General features: G+C 53.1%; 23 protein-coding genes. 15 read left to right on the top strand and 8 right to left on the bottom strand.

From position 1 onward, the window contains the following. Positions 1-15: 15 nt before the first annotated feature. Positions 16-693 carry a zinc metallopeptidase gene (locus tag MKY64_RS15820; RefSeq protein WP_425355115.1) on the bottom strand — a complete coding sequence of 226 codons (678 nt, stop codon included), beginning with the start codon at positions 691-693 and terminating at the stop codon, positions 16-18. A 34-nt stretch (positions 694-727) separates the two neighbouring features. Further along, entirely contained in the window at positions 728-1,159 is a 432-nt protein-coding gene (locus MKY64_RS15815; RefSeq protein ID WP_036725200.1) for a MerR family transcriptional regulator, read from the bottom strand. 562 nt (positions 1,160-1,721) lie between these two features. Between MKY64_RS15815 and MKY64_RS15810 the strand changes: the two genes are divergently transcribed. The 4 genes from MKY64_RS15810 (at position 1,722) to MKY64_RS15795 (ending at position 5,908) form a co-directional block, all read left to right on the top strand. Then, the gene (locus MKY64_RS15810) at positions 1,722-3,116 is read left to right on the top strand and encodes an ammonium transporter (RefSeq protein ID WP_036725199.1); all 1,395 of its coding nucleotides are present in this window, start codon (positions 1,722-1,724) and stop codon (positions 3,114-3,116) included. A 39-nt stretch (positions 3,117-3,155) separates the two neighbouring features. Then, entirely contained in the window at positions 3,156-4,229 is a 1,074-nt protein-coding gene (locus tag MKY64_RS15805) for a DUF294 nucleotidyltransferase-like domain-containing protein (RefSeq protein WP_245368266.1), read from the top strand. Then, a complete protein-coding gene (locus MKY64_RS15800) occupies positions 4,226-4,975 on the top strand; it encodes an exonuclease domain-containing protein (RefSeq protein ID WP_209874255.1) in 750 nt (249 codons plus the stop codon). Before MKY64_RS15805 ends, MKY64_RS15800 begins: the two co-directional genes overlap by 4 nt. A 372-nt stretch (positions 4,976-5,347) precedes the next feature. After that, positions 5,348-5,908 carry a TlpA family protein disulfide reductase gene (locus tag MKY64_RS15795; protein ID WP_340954169.1) on the top strand — a complete coding sequence of 187 codons (561 nt, stop codon included), beginning with the start codon at positions 5,348-5,350 and terminating at the stop codon, positions 5,906-5,908. Between the two features lie 95 nt (positions 5,909-6,003). On the opposite strand, the gene cimA is transcribed toward MKY64_RS15795, so the two are convergent. Beyond that, a complete protein-coding gene (cimA, locus tag MKY64_RS15790) occupies positions 6,004-7,623 on the bottom strand; it encodes a citramalate synthase (RefSeq protein ID WP_340954166.1) in 1,620 nt (539 codons plus the stop codon). Positions 7,624-7,819: 196 nt separating this feature from the next. Between cimA and MKY64_RS15785 the strand changes: the two genes are divergently transcribed. The 3 genes from MKY64_RS15785 (at position 7,820) to MKY64_RS15775 (ending at position 11,080) form a co-directional block, all read left to right on the top strand. Next, positions 7,820-9,112 carry a DNA polymerase IV gene (locus tag MKY64_RS15785; protein ID WP_340954164.1) on the top strand — a complete coding sequence of 431 codons (1,293 nt, stop codon included), beginning with the start codon at positions 7,820-7,822 and terminating at the stop codon, positions 9,110-9,112. A 160-nt stretch (positions 9,113-9,272) separates the two neighbouring features. Beyond that, a complete protein-coding gene (locus MKY64_RS15780) occupies positions 9,273-9,515 on the top strand; it encodes a ferredoxin (protein WP_036702186.1) in 243 nt (80 codons plus the stop codon). A gap of 137 nt (positions 9,516-9,652) precedes the next feature. Continuing rightward, positions 9,653-11,080 (top strand): L,D-transpeptidase family protein, encoded by a 1,428-nt coding sequence (locus MKY64_RS15775; protein WP_340954161.1) that lies wholly within the window; start codon positions 9,653-9,655, stop codon positions 11,078-11,080. On the opposite strand, the gene MKY64_RS15770 is transcribed toward MKY64_RS15775, so the two are convergent. Next, the gene (locus MKY64_RS15770) at positions 11,077-11,214 is read right to left on the bottom strand and encodes a hypothetical protein (RefSeq protein WP_200869536.1); all 138 of its coding nucleotides are present in this window, start codon (positions 11,212-11,214) and stop codon (positions 11,077-11,079) included. The two genes, MKY64_RS15775 and MKY64_RS15770, sit on opposite strands and share 4 nt — an antisense overlap. Positions 11,215-11,369: 155 nt before the next feature. Here MKY64_RS15770 and MKY64_RS15765 point away from each other — a divergent pair, with 155 nt between their 5' ends. The 7 genes from MKY64_RS15765 to MKY64_RS15735 all read left to right on the top strand — a co-directional run bounded on the left by MKY64_RS15765 (position 11,370) and on the right by MKY64_RS15735 (position 17,992). After that, positions 11,370-11,864, top strand: coding sequence for a hypothetical protein (locus tag MKY64_RS15765; protein WP_340954159.1), 495 nt, complete (start codon positions 11,370-11,372; stop codon positions 11,862-11,864). A gap of 155 nt (positions 11,865-12,019) precedes the next feature. After that, a complete protein-coding gene (locus tag MKY64_RS15760) occupies positions 12,020-13,114 on the top strand; it encodes a quinone-dependent dihydroorotate dehydrogenase (RefSeq protein WP_340954157.1) in 1,095 nt (364 codons plus the stop codon). Between the two features lie 27 nt (positions 13,115-13,141). Further along, entirely contained in the window at positions 13,142-13,954 is an 813-nt protein-coding gene (locus tag MKY64_RS15755) for a GTP pyrophosphokinase (RefSeq protein WP_036725183.1), read from the top strand. Next, positions 13,944-14,408 carry a DUF309 domain-containing protein gene (locus tag MKY64_RS15750; RefSeq protein WP_076078448.1) on the top strand — a complete coding sequence of 155 codons (465 nt, stop codon included), beginning with the start codon at positions 13,944-13,946 and terminating at the stop codon, positions 14,406-14,408. Before MKY64_RS15755 ends, MKY64_RS15750 begins: the two co-directional genes overlap by 11 nt. 68 nt (positions 14,409-14,476) lie before the next feature. Then, positions 14,477-16,093 carry an RsmB/NOP family class I SAM-dependent RNA methyltransferase gene (locus MKY64_RS15745; protein WP_340954154.1) on the top strand — a complete coding sequence of 539 codons (1,617 nt, stop codon included), beginning with the start codon at positions 14,477-14,479 and terminating at the stop codon, positions 16,091-16,093. Positions 16,094-16,096: 3 nt separating this feature from the next. Further along, a complete protein-coding gene (locus MKY64_RS15740; RefSeq protein ID WP_340954152.1) occupies positions 16,097-16,846 on the top strand; it encodes a pseudouridine synthase in 750 nt (249 codons plus the stop codon). A 342-nt stretch (positions 16,847-17,188) separates the two neighbouring features. After that, positions 17,189-17,992: a Cof-type HAD-IIB family hydrolase gene (locus MKY64_RS15735; protein WP_340954149.1), complete on the top strand. Its 804-nt coding sequence runs from the start codon at positions 17,189-17,191 to the stop codon at positions 17,990-17,992. Between the two features lie 125 nt (positions 17,993-18,117). Here the strand turns inward: MKY64_RS15735 and MKY64_RS15730 are convergent, their stop codons facing one another. The 4 genes from MKY64_RS15730 to MKY64_RS15715 all read right to left on the bottom strand — a co-directional run bounded on the left by MKY64_RS15730 (position 18,118) and on the right by MKY64_RS15715 (position 21,956). Further along, positions 18,118-19,344 carry a hypothetical protein gene (locus MKY64_RS15730; protein ID WP_340954146.1) on the bottom strand — a complete coding sequence of 409 codons (1,227 nt, stop codon included), beginning with the start codon at positions 19,342-19,344 and terminating at the stop codon, positions 18,118-18,120. Between the two features lie 19 nt (positions 19,345-19,363). Next, the gene (locus MKY64_RS15725; protein WP_340954143.1) at positions 19,364-19,933 is read right to left on the bottom strand and encodes a hypothetical protein; all 570 of its coding nucleotides are present in this window, start codon (positions 19,931-19,933) and stop codon (positions 19,364-19,366) included. A 406-nt stretch (positions 19,934-20,339) separates the two neighbouring features. Further along, positions 20,340-20,429, bottom strand: a complete 90-nt coding sequence (locus MKY64_RS15720) for a sporulation protein YjcZ (protein WP_143803672.1) — start codon at positions 20,427-20,429, stop codon at positions 20,340-20,342. 114 nt (positions 20,430-20,543) lie between these two features. Then, positions 20,544-21,956, bottom strand: a complete 1,413-nt coding sequence (locus tag MKY64_RS15715) for an RsmB/NOP family class I SAM-dependent RNA methyltransferase (protein ID WP_340954140.1) — start codon at positions 21,954-21,956, stop codon at positions 20,544-20,546. Positions 21,957-22,165: 209 nt separating this feature from the next. On the opposite strand from MKY64_RS15715, the gene MKY64_RS15710 reads away from it, so the two are divergent. After that, positions 22,166-23,302, top strand: coding sequence for a glycosyltransferase family 4 protein (locus MKY64_RS15710; protein WP_209877961.1), 1,137 nt, complete (start codon positions 22,166-22,168; stop codon positions 23,300-23,302). Position 23,303 lies beyond the last annotated feature (1 nt).

Genomic DNA, 23,303 nt, shown 5'->3' with positions numbered 1-23,303 from the left:
GTAGTAATATAGATCTTAATCGCGGTTACCGAGGAACATCAGGATCAGGCGGATCAGCTCGATCAGAGATACCAGCGCTGCTGCCACATAGGTGAGCGCTGCGGCATTCAGGACCTTGGCTACGCCGCGCTCTTCATCATTACGGATGAAGCCCTGCTGTACCATAATCCGGCGCGCGCGGCTGCTGGCGTTAAATTCAACGGGCAGCGTGACGAGCTGGAAGGCTACTGCGGCAGAGAAGAAGATAATGCCGAGCCCGATAAGGTTGAACGAGCTGAAGATGAAGCCTGCAAGCAGCATGAAGGGAGCGACCCCGGAGGCGAAGTTCACGACCGGGAACATCCGGTGGCGCAGCGCCAGCATCGGATAATGCTCCTTGTGCTGAATCGCATGGCCGATCTCGTGACAAGCGACGGAGACCGCTGCGATGGAGCTTTCATAATATACAGGCTCCGACAGCCGTACAACGCGGTTAATCGGGTCGTAGTGGTCTGTAAGGGTTCCCTGAACCGGTTCAATGGGAACATCGTAGAGTCCGTTGGCATCCAGCATACGCCGGGCAGCTTCATAACCCGTTAAGCCATTCATGTTCGGCACCTTGGCCCATTTCTTGAAATTGCCCTTGACCCTGAACTGGGCCCATACAGAAAAGATAAAAGCGACAGCTAACAACAGATACATTAGTGGCATCATATGTGCTCATTCCTCCATTATAAATTACAAGCTGTTACATTGGCGGCCCTTGCGTCAGCAGAAGCCGGATCGCTTCCATACAGGCGACGCCCTGAGGAATCAGTGCTGCCAGTGCCCGGTTGGCCTGGCCAGGCTTCAAACCGCTTATCACGGGCTCCAGGGCCTTCACTTCCCGTTCTAGCTGCTGCATCTGAAGCTCAAGCTGGACCAGCTTGCCGGAGACCTCAGCCTCAGGTGTGGCTGCATTCCACTTGCCCATCAGGGATTTGATTTCTTCCAATGTATATTTCTCTTGCTTAAGCTGATTAATACGTTGAAGAACGACTAAGGTTTCATGACTGTAGAGCCGGTAATTCTTCATGCTCCTGGATTCCGGTGTAATCAGTCCAAGCTTCGTATAATAATCAATGGTACGTTCACTGATGCCGGCAGCCTTGGCCAGCTCTCCGATCCGGTAAAGGGTCATATCTCCAAGTTATCTCACCTCGCTATTTCCTGCGTAAAATAATCATATCAAATTGGAAACCGTACAGTCAAACGTGACGCTTACTTTAAAGTATATGCTGACTTTTCATAAAGATGCTGGGGAGGCAATCGAAGCGAGAATATTCCTTAGAGGAGAAGAATCCATGTAAAACATGACATGGCGTGTCATATACTTAAGCGCCCAGCTCAGCTGGTAATCATCAGGATCGCGGTGAGCGGGTGATACGGTATGGTGTGATCAAGGGATAATAAAAGGCATGTTTACTAATAGACATTAATAAAAATACAGTATGAAACTTAGGAAAAAGCTCTGTTGACTGTATGCGTTTGCATGATTGGTACGTAAGGAAGCGTGCTAATTGTGCCGGGTTACCGGTAATCGTGCTCGGGAATAGTCCTTAAGTGAAGAAAAGCGCAGCTTCCAAAATTAAATTAAAGCATTCAAAAAAATAGTCTTGTCAATTTACCTGACTTCTGATTATAATGACATTAAGAGTTTCACGCTTTGTTAGAAAATATAACATTGGGGAGTGGGGTACACTATGAAAAAAAAGATGTTGATGATGTTCCTGGGTATGATTACACTAATGATCTATCCGGTCAGCGCCTTCGCGGCTGAGGGTCCGGCAGCACCGGATCTGCAGATTGGACTCGACACTGCATTTACGTTCCTGGCATTTATCCTTGTATTCTTCATGCAATCAGGATTCGCATTACTTGAGGCGGGTTCGGTCCGGATGAAGAATGCCGGCCACGTGGCCGGTAAGACGGTACTGACACTGGCGATTGCCAGCTTGTGCTTCTGGGCACTGGGCTTTGGCCTTGGCTTCGGTAACGGCAACAGCTTCTTCGGAACTACAGGCTTCTTCTACGGTGGAGATTCCACAGCCTCCGCATTTGAATCCCTGGCCTTTTCCGATGTTACACTAAATACGAAATTCCTGTTCCAAATGGCATTTGCGGCAGTCTCCCTGGCGATTGTATCCGGCGGTATGGCTGAACGTGCTAAGCTTAGCGTATATATTATCTTCGGAATTCTCTTCTCGGTTGTGATTTATCCGGTTGTAGCTCACTGGGTATGGGGCGGCGGCTGGCTGGCAGAGCTGAGCATGCAGGATTATGCAGGCTCTACAGTAGTCCATCTTACAGGTGCAACAGCGGCTGTAGTGGCGACCATTCTCCTCAAGCCCCGTCTTGGCAAATTCAACAAAGAAGGCAAGCCGGTTATTATTCCGGGTCATAACCAGGTCTTCACTGTACTTGGTGTTATCATTCTCTGGTTCGGCTGGTTCGGCTTCAACCCCGGCAGCGCGTTGTCCCCTATGGGCGGATTCTTCGGACACGTAGCGCTGACTACGAACATTGCAGCGGCAGCAGGCGGTCTGGCAGCACTGGCAGCTTCCTGGCTGTACTTCGGCAAATCCGATATTCCGGCCATGCTTAACGGCGTACTGGCAGCTCTGGTTGCCATCACCGGTGCCTGTGCCTTTGTAGAGCCTTGGGCAGCCATCATTATCGGTCTCATTGCCGGTGCCTTTACTTTCATGACCTCGCAGTGGCTGGAACGTGCAGGATTGGATGATCCGATCTATGCTTTCTCTGTACATGGTATCGCCGGTATGTGGGGGGCGTTGTCTACAGGCCTCTTCGCAGCACCTGATCTGATTGAACAAGGCGCACTTGTAGGTAAAGCAGGTCTGTTCTACGGCGGCGGCTTCCATCAGCTCGGCGTGCAGGCACTGGGTGTAGTCGGAACCTTCGTGTTCGTAGCTGTGATGTCCTTCGTCATCCTGTATGTAATGAAGATGGTTATGGGTATCCGTGTAACGGAAGAAGAAGAATTGATGGGTCTGGATATCAGTGAGCATGGTACGTACGGTTATCCTGAGCAAATGAAGCTGATTAGTGAATCAGAATCCAAAACCCTCAAACACTAATATTTATACTCAGGCAGGGAGGCGGACCGAGTGGCTTCGATGGAGGCAGCAGATTGGAACGAAGAAGAAAGTTACTTGTCCATCGTAACAGCCGGTTCGCCGGAGGAGCTTAAGGCGAGGCGTACCGCTTGTCAACAAGTGCTGCTGGAGCAGCTGGGCGTGATTCCCGTTCAGGTATGGATGCACCGGGTCAATGCGATGCATGACCAGCTTGCCGGGACGGCGGTACGCATATGTGAGGCGCAGATGAAGGAGGCGGGCTACGGCCTGCCTCCCTGCGCCTATTCCTTTATTGTATTCGGCAGTGCGGGCCGGCAGGAGGCTACGCTGTGGAGCGATCAGGATAACGGCTTAATTGTAGAGGAAGCGCTGGAGGGTGAGCGGAAAAGGTATTTCGAAGCTTTTGGCAGCATGCTGTCGGATGTGCTTGAGGCGATTGGCTATGAGAAATGCGAGGGCAGGGTCATGTGCTCTGAGCCGCTCTGGCGGAAGTCACTGGCAGACTGGAAGCGCCAGCTGTCTGACTGGATGGAGCAGCTCGAATGGGAGCCTGTCCGGTACCTGATTATAGCTTCGGATATGCGCCATGTAGCGGGAAGTGAGGCACTGTCTGCGCAGTGGCGGGAAGCCTTGCATGCCGGATTCACAGATAACAGCAAATTGACGATGGCGGTACTGCGCAATACGGTGCGCCATAAAGCAACGCTGAATCTGCTGGGGCAGGTGCTCACGGAGCGGTTCGGTGATAATGCTGGCGGCTTCGATGTCAAATATGGTCTCTACATTCCGCTTGTCAATATTGTCAGGCATTTGTCGCTGCTGCACGGAATCGAAGCATCTTCGACACTGAAGCGGCTTGATGAGCTGGCTAAGCTGGAGCAGTATCAGCATCTGGAAGAGATCAGGCGCGCTTGTCTGACGGCGCTCAGGATGCGGGTGAACACGCCGTTTACAGTGACGGACGGCCTGCTCGTGAGCAGCGATTATTATGCCGAGAATGATCTGAAGAATAAGCAGCTCCGGGCGGAGCTGCGGGAAAGCCTGCTGCTGATCAGACGCCTGCATAAGGCGCTGCAGCGGCAGCTCCGGTCAGCGGAAAGGAGACAGCTATGAAGGAGCCGAGCAAGGGCGGAGGATTCTGGAATAATCTGCGGCAAGGCGGAATGCCCTCCGCCATCGCTTCCATGAGAGGCGGAGAATCGGCGCAGCAGACAGCCCAGCAAATGGCCTTTATCCGTTCTCTGATGCGTGAGAAACGGCGTCCCGAGGTGCTGCATACTCCGCTGTCTGAACTGGAGACGGTGATATTCGATCTGGAGACTACGGGCTTCTCCCACCAGGGCGGGGATGAGATTATGTCCATCGGGGCGATCCGGGTGGTCGGGGAAGAGATCAAGGCAGAGGAATGCTTCTATACACTGGTGAACTGCGGGGCAACGATTCCGGACAATATTACGAGACTGACCGGAATCTCAGCAGAGATGACCTCCTCTGCTCCGCCGCTGATGGACGGCTTGCATAACTTCATGTCCTTCGTCGGGCAGCGGGTACTGGTGGCGCACGGAAGTGCCCATGATAAGGCGTTCCTGAATGCCGCCCTATGGAAGACCTCCAAGGTCCAGTTAACCCACCGGGTGCTGGATACGATGATGCTGGCCCGCTGGCTGGAGCCGCACCGCAGCAATTATACGCTGGATGAGCTGCTGGCGATTCATGAGATTCCCATCGAGGGCCGCCATCATGCGCTGGAGGATGCCAAGATGACGGCGAAGCTGTGGGTAGCTTACATCCGCCAGATCTTACAAAAGAATCAGGTAGATACGTTAGGCGACTTATACGCCTATCTAAGCAGGACATGAGAGTTATTGGTAAGACTGGCCGGATTGCAGTGCAAAGCGGGGACTGATTAAGGTATATCTGGAAGGCGGCGGGTCAGGCGCTACGTTGCGTATCGGCCTTAGGCCAATACACATGCCACCCGCTGCGGCAGCGCCAGCAGCTGTTCGCAGGTCTCCTGCGGCAGCCGGGCAGCAGAAGCTTCCCCAGCCTCTGCTGTACGGAAGAGTCCGGTCTGAACAGCCGGGGGCTTCCCTGGCCGCTGTCAGCTTTACCCCTCTCTCTTCATGGGATTTCGTCTTTGACGGAATCCTCTTTTTTTATGATAACGTTTGAAACTGGAGCAAGTGGGGGTACAATAGAGAAAAATCCTCCATGTAAAGGATCTGAACTCTATGAAAGCAGTCCATAAACGGAATGTAACGATTCTGGCCTTGATTGTTTTTCTGGCCGTTCTTGCCATAGAACATAAATTGAAATCGGAGCCTAAGGCGGTTGCGGTCCTGCAGCGGACGGCGGAACCGGAGATTGGTGCATCTGCCGGACTCAAAGCGCCTCCTTTTACAGTGCAGGAAGGGGATAAGCAATATGGCGTCGATGGGGCAAGGGAGAAGCCGGTGATTCTTAACTTCTGGGCCTCCTGGTGCGATCCTTGCCGGCAGGAGGCTCCTGAACTGAATAAGCTGGCTATGAAATACAGCAAGGTGCTGGATGTATACGGCATTAACGTAACTAGCCAGGATTACAAGCCTAATGCGGAACGCTTCGTCAAGAAGTATATGCTGACCTTTCCGGTAATGTATGATCTAAAGGGCCAGATCTTCGACAAGTATAACGGGGCGGTGTTCCCGACCAATGTATTGATTGATAAGAACGGGGTCATCAGCGAGATTATTCTGGGGGTCCTGAGCGCAGAGGAACTGGAGAAAAAGATTATTGCGCTGACTGGCTCTTAGCACCGGCGATCAGCCGCATAGTGAAAAGCCCTCCTGCGCGGAGAAAGTTCCGCAGAGGAGGGCTTTTTGGAGTGCATAGAGCGAAGCCAAGGAGGTCAGTGATTCACCAGACCTCTCGGTTCATTGCTGGTCTGGATGCCCTGCTCCAGTGAGATCTGTCCCAGAAGGGCATATCGCATGGAATCGACCAGAGCCTCCCAGCTCGCTTCGATCACGTTGCTGGATACGCCTACTGTGCTCCAGGTGTCGCTATAATCCTTGGATTCAATCAGCACACGTACCTTCGCGGCAGTCTGATCCTGTTCATCCAGCACACGGACCTTATAGTCGGAGAGGTGCATATCTTTAAGCTGAGGGAAGTAGGTCTGCAGCGCCTTACGCAGCGCATTATCCAGCGCGTTGACCGGTCCGTTGCCTTCGGCGGCTGTGTACAGGCTCTCGCCGCCGACCTTCAGCTTGACGAAGGCCTCGGAGACGACAGGGCGGCCGGCGGTCTTCTCAACCAGCATCTTGAACGACTCGAAGGTGAACAGCTCATTCATCTCGCCGGTCGCTTCCCGGAGCAGCAATTCAAGCGAAGCATCTGCGCCTTCGAACTGATACCCCTGGTGTTCAAGATTCTTGATCTTGTCAATCACCTTGCGTGCCTGCTCGCTGCTTGGATCAAGGCTGAGTCCCATCTCCTGCGCCTTGGACAGCACATTGCTCTGTCCGGCAAGCTCAGAGACCAGAACACGCTGCTTATTGCCGACCAGCTCAGGGACGATATGCTCGTACGTGCGTGAATCGCGCAAAATGGCAGATACGTGGATGCCGCCCTTGTGGGCGAATGCGGCTGTGCCGACATAAGGCTGATTCACCGGCATATTCACATTGGCAACCTCGCTGATGAACCGGGCCGTATTGGTTAACTGCGGCAGGGAATCGCCAGGGATGCAGTGATAGCCCATCTTAAGCTGAAGTGTGGGAATGATGGAACACAGATTGGCATTGCCGCAGCGCTCGCCATAGCCGTTAATAGTCCCCTGAACCTGCCGGGCACCGGCACCGATTGCGCTCAGGGTGTTGGCAACCGCAAGCTCACAATCGTTGTGTGTATGAATACCGAGCGATGCTTCCGGGAGCAGCACGCCGATGCTTGTCACAATATCATGAATCTCCTGCGGCAGGGTGCCGCCGTTCGTATCGCACATCACCAGCCAGTCTGCTCCGGCCTCGCGGGCACGGGTGAGAACAGCAGCGGCGTATTCAGGGTTGTTCTTGAAGCCGTCGAAGAAATGCTCTGCATCGAAGATGACCTCAAGCCCCTTGCGCTTCAAATAAGAGATGGAGTCGAAGATCATGGCCAGATTCTCTTCCAGGGTGGTCTGCAGGGCAGTATGAACATGGAAATCCCACGATTTTCCTACCAGGGTAGCCGCCGGAACGCCTGCGGTAATCATCCGCTGCAGTCCCTCGTCCTGCTCGGTTACAGTGTTTTTGCGCCGGGTGCTGCCGAACGCGGTAATCTTGGCATTCAGATGAAGCTCCTGGACTCTTTTGAAAAATTCGATGTCCTTGTTGTTGCTTCCCGGATTGCCGCCTTCGATATAATGGACACCCAGATCGTCGAGTTTCCTGGCAATCTTCAGCTTGTCATCCGCCGACAGACTGATCCCCTCGCCTTGTGTTCCGTCGCGCAGGGTAGTATCGAAGATGGAGATAGACTTAGACATGAGTGTCCTCCTAAAAGTGTTATTAGCCTTCGCATAGGAAATTAATTTTTATATTATAGCATTTTTACGCGGGAAAGTAACAAAGAACTTTTCACCGCGCTGTCACAAGCGGCTCTCTTGGCAAGTTGACCTCCCGCCGGGGTAGAGGTATGCTGACAATAACAATGGAACCCCGAAAGATAAGAAGGTGGATGCCATGCAGAGTGTGGATCAATATTATCCGGCAAGCGGCAGGGTTATTCTACATGTGGACATGAATGCCTTCTACTGCTCTGTGCATGAGGCGGAAGATCCGGAGCAATATAAAGGCAAGGCGACAGCGGTGGCGGGCAGCGTGGAGGCTAGAAGGGGAATTATCGTCACCTGCTCCTACGCCGCGCGCAGGCTGGGCATCTCCACGGGAATGCAGGTGCAGAAGGCGCTGCGGATTTGTCCGTCTTTAATGCTTATTAATCCGGATTTTCATCTATACCGCAAGTACTCCAATGCATTCATGCAGATTGCCTACAGCTATACTCCGCTGCTCGAAGCCGTCTCTATAGACGAATGCTATCTCGATATCACCGGCTCCCGCCAATTCGGAACGCCGCCGGAGATTGCCGAGGCGCTGCAGCGGCGGATTATGGAGGAGCTGGGTCTGCCTTGCTCCATCGGGATTGCCCCCAACAAGCTGCTGGCGAAGATTGCTTCTGATCTGAAGAAGCCCAGCGGCATCTCCGTGCTGCGGCTGCGCGATGTACCGTCCGTGCTGTGGGACAAGCCGTGCAATGAGATGTTCGGCATTGGCGGCAAGACGGCCGAGAAGCTGCGCAAGCTGGGCATCTACAGCATCGGACAGCTGGCAGCCGCGGACGAGGCGATGCTGGTCGGCCATTTCGGTGTCATGGGCGCCTGGCTGAAGCGGGCGGGGAACGGGATTGATCACGGAATCGTCAATCCTGAGCGGGAGCAGAGCAAGTCCATCGGCCATACAACCACGCTGCCGCATGATGTGGTAGGGCTGGCTGAGGCGCGCCCGATTCTGCTGAACCTGAGCGATCAGGTTGCGCGGAGGCTGAGGAAGCAGGGGCTGGTTGCAGCGGGGGTACAGCTGACGATCCGCACGCCGGATATGAAGACGATCACCCGCTCCCGCCAGCTTGAGGCTCCCACCGAGAGCGCCGAGGACATTTATAAGGTAGCATGCGACCAGTTCGCGCGCCACTGGAAGGGCGACAAGCCGGTGCGGCTGCTGGGGGTAACGCTCCAAGGGCTGATGCCCAAAGAGGAGTCGGCTATTCAGCTGGACCTGTTCGACTACGAGCGGCAGCCGAAGAAGGAGTCGCTTAATAAGGCGATGGACATGCTGCGTAACAAGTTCGGCGAGAATGCGGTGCTGACCGCAGGGATGCTGAGCGACAGCCACTCGGCGCGGCTGCGTAACCATAAGGAGCGGGGCACCTCGCTGCAGAAGGACAATCTGGGCGGCGCAGACAAGGAGATAGAGTGAATTAAGGCCCGGGATCAGCTGCTTGGAGCATCCCTGAGAATGAGGCAATAATGTCAACACATTGAAAATTCATTGAAATTGTATCCTATTTATATTAATATGAGAAAAATAACAGGCTGCGACTGCAGGCTGTATAGTTAAGCGGGAGGCAGAGAAAAAAATGGCTAAGTACACTTGGGTCGAGAAGGACACATGCATCGCTTGTGGTGCTTGTGGCGCGACGGCCCCTGATATTTTTGATTATGATGACGAAGGTTTGGCAGAAGTGATCTATGAGAACGACGGCAACCACGGTAATGTTGTGATTCCGGACGACTTGTTCGATGACCTGCAGGATTCAGCTGACGGATGCCCTACAGATTCCATTAAGATTGCAGATGCACCTTTCAACAAAGAGGGCTAAGCTTCTGCCGTCTCCATAAAAGACATCTCAGGACCGCGATAAATGCGGCTTGAGGTGTCTTTTTTTGCATTCCCTGCCGATATACAATAGAAGGTACATACGAATACATAACCATACCACCAATAGTGGAGGCCAACATGAAGAATGCTCAGCATCTAAAAGCCTATGTACAGATGCATCCGGATAATAAGATGGCATGGTACTTGCTTGGTAAGGAATACTATAAGAACGGGCAGTATGGAAAAGCGAATTACTGCTATAATCAGGCCGGGGAAGTGTATGAGGCATTTGAACGCAGCAAGGTGCCCGCGGAAATGCTGCAGCAGTACGAGGAAGGGCTGCTGGAATCGGCCCGGGAACGGCAGACCGCGAGGCTCAGGAAGCGCCGGGTGCTGCTGGCTCTAATGCTGCTGCTGCTCATGCTTATTCCGGCTGCCGTCGCACCGGGGATTCTGCCGGACAGTAAGGGTGCAGCTGCCCCGGTCGAAGCGGTCTCAGCCGTGCTGCCGGAGACAGCCGCAGAGACGCAGGGAAGTCCGCAAGAACCGGCAAGTCTGGATTTCACGGCGGTAGCGGCGGATGCTGCTGCGGGGGGCGGGGGCCTGGCAGCCATCCTGAAGTCGGCGAAGACGCCTTCCGCCACCGCACTGCTCGGTATGAAGCGCTCGGGCAAATGGCTGCTGTGGAAGAAAGGGCTGCCGCTGGAGGCTACTCTTGCCAAGAGCGGAGAAGGGCGTATAGTCTATCAGTCCTATAATCCGGCAGCGTGCGCATGCCAGCCGCCGGATTCGGCGGAGCTTAAGCAGCAGGGGCTGGGCTGGCAGAAGCAGCAGGAGGAGCTGGCTGTGCTCTGGAGTGCGCTGCGTGCGTACAAGAGCAGCAAGGGAGCATATCCCGAAGCGGTGCAGGAATTAGTGAAGCCGTTCCCGGCGAACGTGCTGGGCGGCATCACCCCGCTGATGAAGGAAGCCTTCGCACCTCTGCGCAGAGCCGCACGGGGAGAGGCGCCGCTGTTCTCAGCATCACCGCAGCCGTCCGGCGGACAAGATGCAGGTATTCCGGGGCAAGAGCAGACGGGCGGCGGAGGTCCGGCGGAGGGGCCGGGGGAGAAGCTTTTTTTCAAAGAACCGCTTGCTATTATTGTAGATAAGCAAAACCACCGTCTGGCGGTCACCAGCGGCAATGTGATTTTACGGAATTATGCCGTAGGACTCGGCGGAGATAAGACCCCTGAAGGGGAGTTCTTCATTAAGGATAAGGTCGTGAACCCGAACGGGCGCGATAACGGGGAGTTCGGCAGCCGCGGTATGCAGCTCTCGGACAGTAATTATGCGATTCACGGGACGAATGAGCCGGATAGCATCGGCAAGGATGAGTCGCTGGGGTGTATCCGGATGAGCCGGAAGGATGTGGAGGAACTGTTCGCCATGGTGCCGATGGGCACGAAGGTTCAAATCAGTCAAGGGGTTTTGCCTGAGGAGCTTGTCGTACCGGAGGAACGTTTCCCTTCGGATTCGCCCCGTAATCAGACCAACCCCCATAAAGTGTACCATTGGCTGAACTAATTCCCGACAAAGACAAATAAAACGGCGATAAGCGCAATCAGCAGTACCAGGCTGGCGCTGATCCACAGAATGGCTTTGCGGTTGACTTCTTCTTTTTTTTGCTGGAGTGTGGGAGGTTTGCGTTTCGTTGACATTTGGTCACCCTTCTTTCTCTCTTATTCTGTGATAACCCTTACATGTGAGGATTGGCGGTGGTGCATGGAACTTGTACCCGCTCCTCTATTCTAGTCTGGATGAAAAGACAAGTCTAGCTGCAATCTCTTACGGTAGGGACTGGCTGGCCGAAGTCTTGGTCTATACAGAGGAATACCGGCTGGAGTATCATAAGGAAGGTTTTATGCTGGAGCGTGAAGAACACAAAAGCAGGAGTGATGCTGCCATGGCAAGCAGGTCCAAAAGCAAAATTCCGGTACTGCTCTACCGCTACACAGGTCCGCCGAGGAATATAGGGTTCACCTTTTCCCGGTATGATTTGAACATGGACGCGGGCGGGAATGCACCGGGAGAGATGCTGTTTATTTATGAAGGCGATTTCGAATATCTTAAGCCTGCGGTCAGCAGGGTCTTCCCTCTATCCGATCCGTTCACCGGGGAAGAGATGACATCGCTGGACCCGTGCTGGGAGAACCCGATTCCGAAGAGCCAGTGGGAGTCTATCTTGACTGAACTGGAGCAGCAGCCGGTTACAGACGCTGAACTGCAGGATTTCCTGAACCAGTTCATAAGCTGGGCAAGGAATCACCTGCGGACTGCGGACGGGATTGAAATTACGGGGAATCTGTGAGGATTGGCAGCGGCGTTAAGGAAGTACGGCAGGGCGGAGACAATCGCTGCGGCAAAAAACTTTTCTTTTCCCCCGGAAACGGATAAAATTAAGAAGAAACCTATAGATACGGGAGTCGTTATGTCAATTGTGGTTCCCTTAAAGGAGCGAGAACGGTGCTGTATCGACATTTTGGTAAACCAATTTTCTTTAAAATGGACCCGGAGACGGCACATCATCTCGTCATCGGCGGACTGAATAAAGCAGATCTGGTTCCCGGCGGGAGCGCGGCTATGCGCCTCATGTACGGGGTTCCTGAGACAGCTGACCTTGCGGTGGATCTGTTCGGGGTACATTTCCCGACCCCAGTGGGCTTAGCGGCAGGACTGGATAAGAATGCAGAAGCGGTAGGAGGGTTCTCTTCGATCGGCTTCGGATTTATGGAGGTAGGCACGGTAACTCCGGTAGGCCAGCCCGGCAATGACAGTCCCCGGCTGTTCCGGCTGCTGCCCGACAAGGCGCTCATTAACCGGATGGGCTTCAATAATGAAGGCGCGGAGGCCATGGCTGAACGCCTCAAGAAGCTGAAGAAGCGCAGAATTCCGGTGGCGGTCAATATCGGACGCAACAAGGCCACCCCGAATGAATTGGCACATGAGGATTACCGCAAGTGTATCCGTACGCTGTATCCGTACGGTGATTTTTTTGTGGTCAATATCAGCTCGCCGAATACCCCTGATCTCCGGAGTCTTCAGCATGGCAGCGAGCTCTCGAACCTGCTTAGCGAGGTTAAGGAAGAGATGGAGCTGCAGCGGGCGAAGACGGGCACCGCGAAGGGGCTGCTGGTCAAGATTGCTCCCGATGTCAGTGACGCTGAGCTGGAATATATGGTACATACCATCACGGAAGCCGGAATGGACGGTATCATTGCCACCAATACGACCCTCTCCCGTGAAGGGCTGCAGAGCGACAAAGCCGGTGAGACGGGCGGGCTGAGCGGCCAGCCGCTGCGCGAACGTTCTACAGAGATTATCCGCAGAATCTATAGCCAGACGGGCGGCAAGCTGCCGATTATCGGGTCGGGAGGGATTTTTACAGCCCAGGATGCTTACGATAAGATACGGGCAGGCGCCAGTCTGGTCGAAATTTATACAGCACTCATCTATGAAGGGCCGGAGGTTAACCGCAGAGTGCATGCCGGACTACGGCAGCTGCTGCGGCGGGACGGCTTCGAGAGGCTCCTTGATGCGGTAGGCGCTGATCATCACTGAAGGATGAATGGACAGGAGGACAAGGCGATGGACGTCAGGGACTGGGGAACTTTTCTGCTTCCTTATGAACAAACGGTGGAGGAATTGAAGGTTAAATTCAAGACGATGCGCTCTGAACTCAAGAAAAGGGAAGAATATACGCCGATTGAATTCGTTACCGGCCGTGTGAAGCGGCTGTCTAGCATACTTGAGAAGGCCAAACGGTTAAATGTAAAAATGGAGGATCTGGAAACGGGCATCGAGGATATCGCCGGCATTCGCATTATGTGCCAGTTCGTCGAGGATATCCGCAGAGTGGCGGAATACATCCGTGCCCGCAAGGATCTTGAAGTGTTATATGAGAAGGACTACATTACCAACTATAAGGAAAGCGGCTACCGCAGCTTCCATATGATCATCCGGTATCCGGTACAGACTGCGCTGGGTCAAAAGATTGTACTGGCTGAAATCCAAATCCGTACACTGGCGATGAACTTCTGGGCAACCATTGAGCATTCGCTGAATTATAAATACCGGGAGAGCCTGCCCGATGAAATGCGGGTGCGCCTGAAGACGGCAGCAGAAGCGGCTTCCATTCTGGACAGCGAGATGTCGAGTATCCGGGAAGAGATTCTGGAGGCCCAGAAGACCTTCGAGGAGAACTCGAACATGACGACCCAACTGCTGAAGGCTATTCATCAGCTGTATTTCTATCATCTTGTGAATGAAGCGATTGAGAGCCAGGAACGGTTCAATGCGATCTGGCAGGCTCAGGATATGGATGCGATGAAGGAACTGCTGGACCATGTGCGCGAGCTGCTCTCGAATGCCAAGAAGGGCAGCGAGCCGGATGGCTTATGAGCCGTTGTATCTGGCCTACCTCATCTACTTCAACCGGGACAGGGATTATTTCGAATGTCATGAGGTGCTTGAGGAATTATGGCTGGAAAAGCAGCGTGATCCGTTATACAAAGCTCTGCTGCAGGTGGCAGTCGGGCTGTACCATTTCCGTAATGCCAATGTGCGCGGCGGCTTGATTCTGCTAAAGCAGTCTCATGAAGTACTGGGCAGATATCCGGCGGTGACGCTTGGTATTGATCTGGAGAAGCTGGTCCGGGAAGCGGGAGCGTATGTTGCCCGTCTGGAAGCTTACGAAGATCAGCCCTTTGATTATTATGATCTCACCATCCGCATCGTAGACCCCGTGCTGAAGGAAGAGGTCAGGCTGGCGGCAGAGTCCATTCAGCCTGTGGTGCCCCAGCGGCGCGGGCCGCAGCAGCCGGACAGACCGAGGAACAGGCCGGATGGCGCTTGACCATAGTAAGGCTACAACAGGAGCACCCGCAGGGGTGTTCCTGATTATTTGAGCGGGAGGAAGGCATCATGACAGCACAACTGCCCGGAGCTTTCGCGCGGCGTATGAAAGAGCTGCTGGGACCGGAATATGAGCAATTTACAGATACCTATCAGCAGTCACCTTACGGGGGAATCCGTGTCAATACACTGAAAATAACGGTGGACGGGCTGCGGGGGCGTTCCCCCTTCACCCTGGAGCCGATTCCCTGGTGCCCTTCGGGCTTCTATACCGGAGAGGGAGCCAGACCCGGCAAACATCCCTATTATCATGCCGGGCTGTACTATATTCAGGAGCCGAGTGCCATGGCCCCGGTTGAACTGCTGGACGTTCAGCCGGGGGACCGTGTGCTCGATCTGTGTGCAGCCCCGGGCGGTAAATCTACCCAGATTGCCGCCAAGCTGCAAGGCGAAGGCCTGCTGGTCTCGAATGACCTGCATCCTGAACGGACGAAGGCACTCGCCAAGAATCTGGAGCTGTACGGGGTACGGAACGGCATTGTCCTGAATGAGCGCCCGGAGCGGATTGCGGCGGCCTTCCCCCGCTTCTTCGACCGGATTCTGATTGACGCGCCGTGTTCGGGTGAAGGTATGTTCCGCAAGGACGAGGATATGGTTAGACAGTGGGAGCCGGGGACCCCGGACAAATATGCGGAGATGCAGCGGGAGATTCTGCAGGCCGCAGCTTCAGCGCTGAAGCCAGGCGGTACTATGGTGTACTCCACCTGCACGTTCGCTCTGGAGGAGAACGAGGAGATGATTGCCGGATTCCTGTCCGGGCATCCGCAGTTCTCGCTGGTTCCCGTAGGCGGAACCGGCCCGTTCGCTGCCGGACTCGGCTCATTGCCGGGTGCGGCGCGGCTGTGGCCGCATAAGGTTAAGGGGGAAGGACATTTCATGGCAGTACTGCGCCATGACGGAAGTGGCGGACCTGCGAGAGAGGCATTTGAGGCCGGGGCAGCAGAGAATGGAGCTACGCTGACAGACACTTTAGAGAATGTACAAGCACGAAATGATAAGAGAGAGAGAAGTCTGTCTGCCGCGCCCCGGAGCAAGGCTGCGAAAACAGACTTTCACAGTAAGGCAGTTCCCGGCAGGGCAGATCACGGCCGGGGCGGCAAGGGAGGACGCGGATCTGGACACGGCTCCGGCTCTGGTAGAGCCGGAACGGGTCCAGGTCCGCAGTCACAGCGAACTGGCGGTGAAGCGCTAGCGTTCGCGGTCTATGCGGACTTTATTCAAGAGCTGCTGGGGACACAGCCGCCCGGACATGCCATATGGTTCGGCGATCATCTATATATCTCCCCGTTGCCGCGTGAAGCGCTGGACGGTCTGAAGACGGTTCGGCCGGGCTGGTATGTGGGGCAGATCAAGAGCGGCAGATTTGTTCCCGGTCATCCGCTCGCTACAGCACTGCGTCCTGAGGAATGCAGCCGCTCGGTATCGCTATCCAGCGCCAGCGGGGAAGCGGTGTCCTACCTGAAGGGGGAGACCCTGTCGATACCCGCAGAGCGCCTGTCCGTTAAGGAAGGACATGCTTACAAAGGCTATACCCTCGTCTGCATCGATGGCTTCAGCGCAGGCTGGGGCAAATGGCAGGACGGGCTGCTGAAGAACGAATATCCCGCAGGCTGGAGGTGGACTTAGAGTATGGCTACAGGAGGAAATGCAAATAAGAAGCAACGGATTGACAAGGTGCTGTCCCACATGGGGATCGGCTCGCGCAGCGATATCCGCAAGCAGGCCAAGCAGGGCCTGATCACAGTAAATGGAGCTGTCGTCAAAGACAGCGGGTTCCATGTAGACCCGCAGCAGGACCGCATAGAGGTTGGCGGGGAGCCGGTCCTCTACCGGGAATTCATCTATCTGATGATGAATAAACCCCCGGGCGTGTTATCCGCCACCGAGGATAAACGGGACCGCACTGTTCTGGACCTGCTGAAGCAGGAGCATGCGCTGTTCGAGCCTTTCCCAGTCGGGCGGCTGGATAAGGATACCGTGGGTCTGCTGCTGCTTACCAATGACGGCAAGCTGGCACATGAGCTGCTGTCCCCGCGCAAGCATGTCCCCAAGACCTACGAGGCCACCGTCGAGGGCGAGGTCGATGCGGCGGATGTGGCTGCTTTTGCCGAGGGTGTTACGCTTGAGGATGGTTATGTGACCCTGCCCGCGCAGCTTAGCATTCTGAGCAGAGAACGGGGCAGCCGCGTGCTGTCGTATATCTCACTCACCATTACGGAAGGCAAATTCCATCAGGTGAAGCGGATGTTCGTAGCTGTCGGGAAGAAGGTAGTGTTCCTGAAACGGGTGTCGATGGGCGAATTGAAGCTCGACGAGACGCTGCCCGAGGGAGCCTGCCGGGAGCTCACGGCCCGTGAGCTGGAGCTGCTGAAGCGTTAGATGATACACCTCTGACAGCCTGATAGCCTAACTGCCTGACTGCCGGTAACGGACTCAACTGCGCTTATTCCGGCAAAAAGGCTGATTTTAACCTGTTAACGGACTCCATAGCCTTTATTGGCGGGCATTTGGCGTAATTTCAACCACTGGTGAGGAGATAAGTTCACTCGGGTCCGTTAGACGCTTAAAATAACCTTTTGTGCCGAATTAGCGTCTTTGGAGTCCGTTAAACGGAAGCTTAGTTAGGTACGCCGGGAGCAGCTTGATCTCAATGAGCTGCCAATGAATGGTGAAGCAGGCAAATGCCTGGCGGTATACTATACAGAGATAGGATGATGGGGTATGAAATACAAACTGATTGCACTGGATGTAGACGGAACACTGCTGAATGATGATCATCAGCTCAGCGTAGAGAACAAAGCGGCGGTTGCTGAGGTCACGCGTCAGGGCGGGCAGATTGTACTCTGCACAGGGCGCAGTCCGCAGAATTCGATTCCTTTTATGGAGGAGATGGGCTTGTCGGGATATGTGCTGGGCCATAACGGAGCGGCTACGGTGAGTGTCAAGGACCGTAAGGTACTGCACCAGTACGGGCTGGACGCCAGAGGGCTGGACCCGTATATCGCCTATTGCCGTGAGCGTGATATCCATTTTGATGTGAATACGGCATTTGAGATGTATGTGGATAATGTGGAGAACCTGACGAAGGAAGCCCACTTTATGTATGAGCATTTCCGGATTATGCCTGCATCCCTTCCAGCCTGGGAGGAGTTCCGCGAACCGATTGTGAAATTCACTGTGTTCACACAGTCCGATATTCTGGATGAAGCGCAGCGGGAGTGGGCTACTTGGGGAGAGCAATACAATATTCTGCGCAGCGGAGAGTTCTTCGTTGATCTCATGCACCCGGAATCCTCCAAAGGCAATGCCCTGAAGCATCTGGCAGCCGAGCTTGGCATTCCGCAAGAGCAGGTGCTGTCGATCGGCAACTATTATAATGATATCTCTATGCTGACGTATGCCGGTCTGGGCGTGGCGATGGATAACTCTCCGGTAGAGGTCAAAGCAGCCGCAGATGTGATCACCGGCACCAATAATGACAACGGTGTGCGCGATGCGCTGGTGAAATATTGTTTGTCTTCCTGATGGCTTGTACACTCAGCATATCTAATTTCTTGCTAAGTAGCGAGCGACCAAAAATGCAAAAGGGCGATCCTCCAATAACGGAGAATCGCCCTTTTTTTGCCGCTTTAAGCTTTTAAGAAGCTACTCTACTTCAAGTCCGACAATGATAATTGAATTTCGCTTAAGCTTCTGAGGTCGTTCTCATCGGTCTGATTTGCACGTTGAAGAAGTCCCTGAAGAATTAATTCTTGAGATTCATGGTCTTTGATAATTAGTTCTTGCTCTGTATTCTTAGTATCGTATCGTTGGAAGGCATCAATAATGGTTTCGCTTCTATCCAGTTGGTCATTAATATCCTGTATTGATTTTTCTTTAGGGGTCAGCTCCTCATTCGTAGGACGGATAGATTCAGTGACTGGAAATTTTGTTGCATAATAGAATACTTGATCCTCAGAAGCCTTTAAACTCGTGACCACAGATGGGGCGATATTCAGTTTACTTGCTTGTTGGTCTATTTCATCTCTTGGTATTTCTATGATCCCACATTCAGCTTTTTCTTCGGGAGTCATCATTCCTGGGTTCCAGTCTTTGTCTTGTATCGCAGCAGACTTAGCTAAACTATTACTACTTCTTGCTGTGCCAGCAGTCAGGTTATAATAACGTTTCCCCGCGGATAACACCTCGTATCCAGTGCCTAATAGCATATATTCAGCAGAAAGTTGCGAGGTTGTATTTGCAGGGACATCAGCACTAAACCAAAAAAATTGGCCAGTATCAGCAATGTCGGTTGACCAGTTCCACTGACGAGTTAATGCTGAAGCACTAGTTGTATTACTGTCAGAAACATTGCGCAATGAAGCAATGAGACTACCAGTGTTATAAAGAAAACCGCTCATGGGAGTAAGGAGGAATGTAGAAAAATTTAATACTGCATAGGCTGCATTATAGTATCCGGGTAGGTTAGATCCTGAAGATTCGGGAGCAGAACCGATAAATGCTGGGTCTGTATATGAATTAAGTGCCATATTACTTGGGTTTTGAGTGTTTTTTATCTCCATTCTTGCTATTTGGATCCTATTATTTATAGGTATGGGAGGGCTTGTGGTCGCTCTGCTAGCCCCTGTGCCCGCGAATCTGAAATCGAAATGCCATCTATTAATTGTACCAAGCCATGTTGCCCCCATGAATCCAATTGACGAAGAAGCAGCAATTTTGTTAGCTCCAGTAGTGTAAGGCCAATTAATTGAATTACTAGCGTCTACATGACTTACGGGCGTATCATATGCGTAAGCCATTCCTGTGGGTACTAGAGTTAGAGATAAAATGAGTGCTATACGAATAGATTTGAGTGCTGACTTTCTGAATTTAATCATAATCTAACATCTCTCCTCATTAATCCTTGCTCTCAGCTTTCACAGAGATTGGGATTTTAATTGAATTGACGCCTATCGACCTTACGCCGCCTTTGGTATCGGAGCCAACGGAAACCATAATGTTGAAATTTTCCGAAGGTAAAATTGTTTTGCTATCGGATACTAGATCGATAATTATCATTCCACTTCCACCGCCTGCAGGGTTTTGTAGATTTGTTACACCGACTTCAACCTTATTTCTCCACTCCTTACCTAGGTTCATATCAGTTTCGGAAGCAAATGGCTGTAGTAATGTTTTTTGATTCTCAGGGAAATTGCTTAGAATGTTGGCGATATACCATTTCTTCGGAATGTAGATAGTCATTCCGCCGAAATCTTTAGGATCAATTTCAAACGAAGCAACAATTCGTATGCGCTTGGCCATTGCTTTTTCGCCCCACACAAAAATCGATCCTACTGCTGATGTGTTTTGTTGTGCAGTTTTGGATCTGATACTAAATTGCTTAGTTACCACAACACCATCATTTACAACGGTATAGTCGGAGAGTTTCTCTTGAGTAAGGAAATGTTGCACTATTATGATAATCATGACAACTACAACCGCAGAGCACACAATCATAATCTTGTTTTTAGACGATTTCAGAGTAATCCCTCCGATACTTCTAATATAAATAATCACCTCCATTATAACAGGTATGGTCTAAGTGAATATTCCATATTTTAGCATTGATTGAATTTTACGAATATAGGTATTTAATACCAATAATTGTCGAATTTACAAGAATGAAGAGGTATGAATTAGAGAATAGTGGGAACAAAGCGGAGCTATATGGCGAAAACATAAAGCATAATTCGGTGCCATGAGGCTTTAAGGTTCTATTAAAAACGGCTTTATAATATGTATCACACGCGATCAGGAGAATTGAAAAAGCAGCCTGCCCCCTTAAAGGGGGCGGGCTGCTTGAGGTCCGTGTGCTGTGCTGCTTATAGCGGAATTAGACGAACAACGAACGGGAAATGATTACGAGCAATATGAAGAGTACCAAGATCGCACCGGTCGAAGTGAAGCCTACACCTGCACCCATGTCTGATTCCTCCCTTGATTCATGTCTGTTCCCACTTGCCGCCTTAAGTCCGGCGGACCTCCATGGGATAATGACATCATATGCTTATGAACGATTCGTGAACTAGTCAGCAGCCTAAACTTCGTCAATATGGGCTGCCCTGATCCGCAGACCCTTGGGCAAATGATTCTTGAGCTGGCCGGAGCTGGCTTTGCCCCAGCCTACAGGCAAGCCGTCTACGGTTACCAGCGTCCAGCCATGCAGGCTTGGCGGAACCGGCAGACTCTCGCCGCGCAGCCAGGCCTGGATCTCCGTGCCGTCCGCAGGCATATCATAGCTGCGCGCCGCCTGATCCGGCCGGAGTGTCATGGCCAGGGCGTGCGCGGGCTCGATCCGGTTTTTCTTAAGATGGGCAATATGCATTCCGGCACGTGGCACCTTGAGCCCGTCCAGTATCCCGGTGTGCAGCCGCCCATTGAATGCCTCAGGCAGCAGATACAGGGATTCGCCGAAGAGAAGCGGGACGCCGTGTCCAGCGAATCCGGGCAGCTCTGCCGCCGCCCAGCTCATGAACTGTTGATAGGCCTCCCTAAGCGTAGCACTTGTCTTCGGACCGTCACTGCCGCTGCCGCGTTCACCGCGCTTGCCCCGGCTCTTGCGCGGAGCGGAATCCGCCGGGTCTGCTGAAGCCGCCTTGTGCAGCAGGGCCACGAAATGCCCTTCGCCCCGCTCCAGATGCGGCCACAGCCGCTTTGTAACGATCAGCTCCATATCGGGATAGGTCTGCACGAAGCGCTCCATCGTCTCCTCATTCTCCTGGCGGTTGAAGGTACAGGTCGAATAGACCATATGGCCGCCGGGCTTCAGCATCAGATACGCATCCTGCAGAATATCCCACTGTCTGGCTACACAGATCTCCACATGCTTCGGGGACCATTCGTCTATCGCTGCGGGGTCTTTGCGGAACATTCCTTCACCGGAGCAAGGCGCGTCCAGCATAATGCGGTCGAACACCTCAGGGAATCTTTTGGAGAGATCACCAGGAGCTGCGGAAGTAACCAGTGTGTTGCTTATGCCGAGCCGCTCGACGTTTTCGGCCAGGATTTTGGCCCGCTCCGGGTGAATTTCATTGGAGATGAGCAGCCCTTCCCCTTGCATCAGTGCGGCGATATGGGTGGTTTTGCCGCCGGGAGCAGCCGCGAGGTCGAGAACGATCTCTCCGGGAAGCGGCTTCAGCAGCTCGGCTGCGGACATTGCGGAGGGCTCCTGAATATAATATAGTCCGGCGGTATGATACGGATGTCTCCCCGGGCGAGCGGGGTCTTCGTAATAGAAGCCTGACGGACACCATGTTACCTGTGACAGACCGAATTGTGAGATTGCCTGCTCCGCTGCGGTGCGGCCGGAAGGTACACTGCTTTTTAAAGTATTGAACCGCAGACCCTGGGTCCGCGCAGCAAGATAGCTCTTCAGAAAAGCGTCCGCCGAATCCCCCAGCATCTCTCTAATATTGGCGGTGTAAGCGGCAGGCAGTCGTTCTTCATTCATAAATCAATCTCCTCTAGTCCAAGTTCAAGATAAGTAAAGCTGTCATCTTAGTTGCTGTTTCGGGTGGATACCGATAAAATTAGGTATGGAACCTTAGCGTACCTATACCTGTAGCTGTACCCGTTTTTATTATTGTACATATACACAACTATATCATAATTGCCGGCCTTCACCGTAAATAGGGCAATTGTAAAGGGAGATGTACCTATATGAACTTGCTGCAAGCGCTATTCTTCCCGCCGGAGCAGCCCGGTGGTGTATCTTCTATGATTCCTTATCTCCAGGAACGCTTCCGGTCCAGCCGCTGGGAGATGGATTTGTTCTGGCTGCCTAAGCGCATCCGGGGCAAGGGGCGCGAAGACATCGTCTTCGAGACCTTCGACTGGACCGTGTATGGCGAAAGTCCGGTTGTGCAAAAATACATTCAGACTTACCGGGATTACATTTGGTGGACTAAGCTGCGTATGAGCAAAAATTATGACCTGATCCATGCCCATCACCCGATTGCCGGGCTGGCGATGAAGAGAATTTATCCTGACGTTCCCTTGATTCAGACGCTGCACTCCAGCTATGAGCGTGAATTAATCCTGAATGGGGTGATCCGGGAGGGGGGGCTTGAGCATCAGTTCCTGGTCGCGATTTACCGGGAGCTGGAGCATGTGAGTGACCGGCTGATGACGGTTTCGCGTGCTTTTGCCGATTATGTGACTCCTTATATTGACCAGCCGGACAGCATTGGAGTCATTCCTAACGGATTCGATGAGAAGAGATTCAAGCCTGTCCCGCATGAGAATGACATTCCGCAGCTGGTCACAGTTACCCGTCTCGTACCGGCCAAAGGCATAGATATTCTGTTCAAGGCTTGTGCCGAGCTGAAGAAGCGGGGACATGAATATGTGCTGCATATTATCGGGGACGGACCGAGCCGGGCGGAGCTGGAGCAGCTTGCGCAGGCGCTGGGCATCTATAATGAGACTATTTTTTACGGCTATACGCTGCATCCTGAGGAATTCATGCCGTTCTTCGATATCTTCGTATTGCCTTCGCGGGCGGAGGCGTTCGGTTCGGTATTTGCCGAGGCTGCGCTGAGCTGTCTGGCGCTGGTCGGGACGAATGTGGGCGGTATTCCCGAGCAGATTGAGGACGGGGTGAACGGGCTGCTGGTGAATCCGGATGATGAGCTGGGACTGGCAGATGCCCTGGAAAAAGTGATCACGGACCCCGGCTACCGATATGAGCTGTCGCGTTCGGCTTGGGATAAAGCAAAGAGCCTCTACTCCCTGACCCGTGTAGCCAATGAGCTGAAGAAAACCTATCTGCAGTTCCAGCCGGGAATGAAGGGGTGAG

Source organism: Paenibacillus sp. FSL R7-0210 (assembly GCF_038009085.1).
Lineage (GTDB): Bacteria > Bacillota > Bacilli > Paenibacillales > Paenibacillaceae > Paenibacillus_AQ > Paenibacillus_AQ silagei.
The sequence above is the reverse complement of the archived record's forward strand: the minus strand, read 5'-3'. Positions and strand labels throughout refer to the sequence as shown.

Bases quoted from the DNA above. Each gene is read 5' to 3' on its own strand.
- MKY64_RS15810 (WP_036725199.1), top strand. From the start codon at position 1,722: ATGAAAAAAAAGATGTTGATGATGTTCCTGGGTATGATTACACTAATG.
- MKY64_RS15715 (WP_340954140.1), bottom strand. From the start codon at position 21,956: ATGAATGAAGAACGACTGCCTGCCGCTTACACCGCCAATATTAGAGAG.
- MKY64_RS15800 (WP_209874255.1), top strand. From the start codon at position 4,226: ATGAAGGAGCCGAGCAAGGGCGGAGGATTCTGGAATAATCTGCGGCAA.
- MKY64_RS15805 (WP_245368266.1), top strand. From the start codon at position 3,156: ATGGAGGCAGCAGATTGGAACGAAGAAGAAAGTTACTTGTCCATCGTA.
- MKY64_RS15725 (WP_340954143.1), bottom strand. From the start codon at position 19,933: ATGATTATCATAATAGTGCAACATTTCCTTACTCAAGAGAAACTCTCC.
- MKY64_RS15780 (WP_036702186.1), top strand. From the start codon at position 9,273: ATGGCTAAGTACACTTGGGTCGAGAAGGACACATGCATCGCTTGTGGT.
- MKY64_RS15775 (WP_340954161.1), top strand. From the start codon at position 9,653: ATGAAGAATGCTCAGCATCTAAAAGCCTATGTACAGATGCATCCGGAT.
- MKY64_RS15795 (WP_340954169.1), top strand. From the start codon at position 5,348: ATGAAAGCAGTCCATAAACGGAATGTAACGATTCTGGCCTTGATTGTT.
- MKY64_RS15730 (WP_340954146.1), bottom strand. From the start codon at position 19,344: ATGATTAAATTCAGAAAGTCAGCACTCAAATCTATTCGTATAGCACTC.
- MKY64_RS15785 (WP_340954164.1), top strand. From the start codon at position 7,820: ATGCAGAGTGTGGATCAATATTATCCGGCAAGCGGCAGGGTTATTCTA.
- MKY64_RS15710 (WP_209877961.1), top strand. From the start codon at position 22,166: ATGAACTTGCTGCAAGCGCTATTCTTCCCGCCGGAGCAGCCCGGTGGT.
- MKY64_RS15720 (WP_143803672.1), bottom strand. From the start codon at position 20,429: ATGGGTGCAGGTGTAGGCTTCACTTCGACCGGTGCGATCTTGGTACTC.
- cimA (WP_340954166.1), bottom strand. From the start codon at position 7,623: ATGTCTAAGTCTATCTCCATCTTCGATACTACCCTGCGCGACGGAACA.
- MKY64_RS15740 (WP_340954152.1), top strand. From the start codon at position 16,097: ATGGCTACAGGAGGAAATGCAAATAAGAAGCAACGGATTGACAAGGTG.
- MKY64_RS15815 (WP_036725200.1), bottom strand. From the start codon at position 1,159: ATGACCCTTTACCGGATCGGAGAGCTGGCCAAGGCTGCCGGCATCAGT.
- MKY64_RS15770 (WP_200869536.1), bottom strand. From the start codon at position 11,214: ATGTCAACGAAACGCAAACCTCCCACACTCCAGCAAAAAAAAGAAGAA.
- MKY64_RS15755 (WP_036725183.1), top strand. From the start codon at position 13,142: ATGGACGTCAGGGACTGGGGAACTTTTCTGCTTCCTTATGAACAAACG.
- MKY64_RS15820 (WP_425355115.1), bottom strand. From the start codon at position 693: ATGATGCCACTAATGTATCTGTTGTTAGCTGTCGCTTTTATCTTTTCT.
- MKY64_RS15745 (WP_340954154.1), top strand. From the start codon at position 14,477: ATGACAGCACAACTGCCCGGAGCTTTCGCGCGGCGTATGAAAGAGCTG.
- MKY64_RS15735 (WP_340954149.1), top strand. From the start codon at position 17,189: ATGAAATACAAACTGATTGCACTGGATGTAGACGGAACACTGCTGAAT.
- MKY64_RS15750 (WP_076078448.1), top strand. From the start codon at position 13,944: ATGGCTTATGAGCCGTTGTATCTGGCCTACCTCATCTACTTCAACCGG.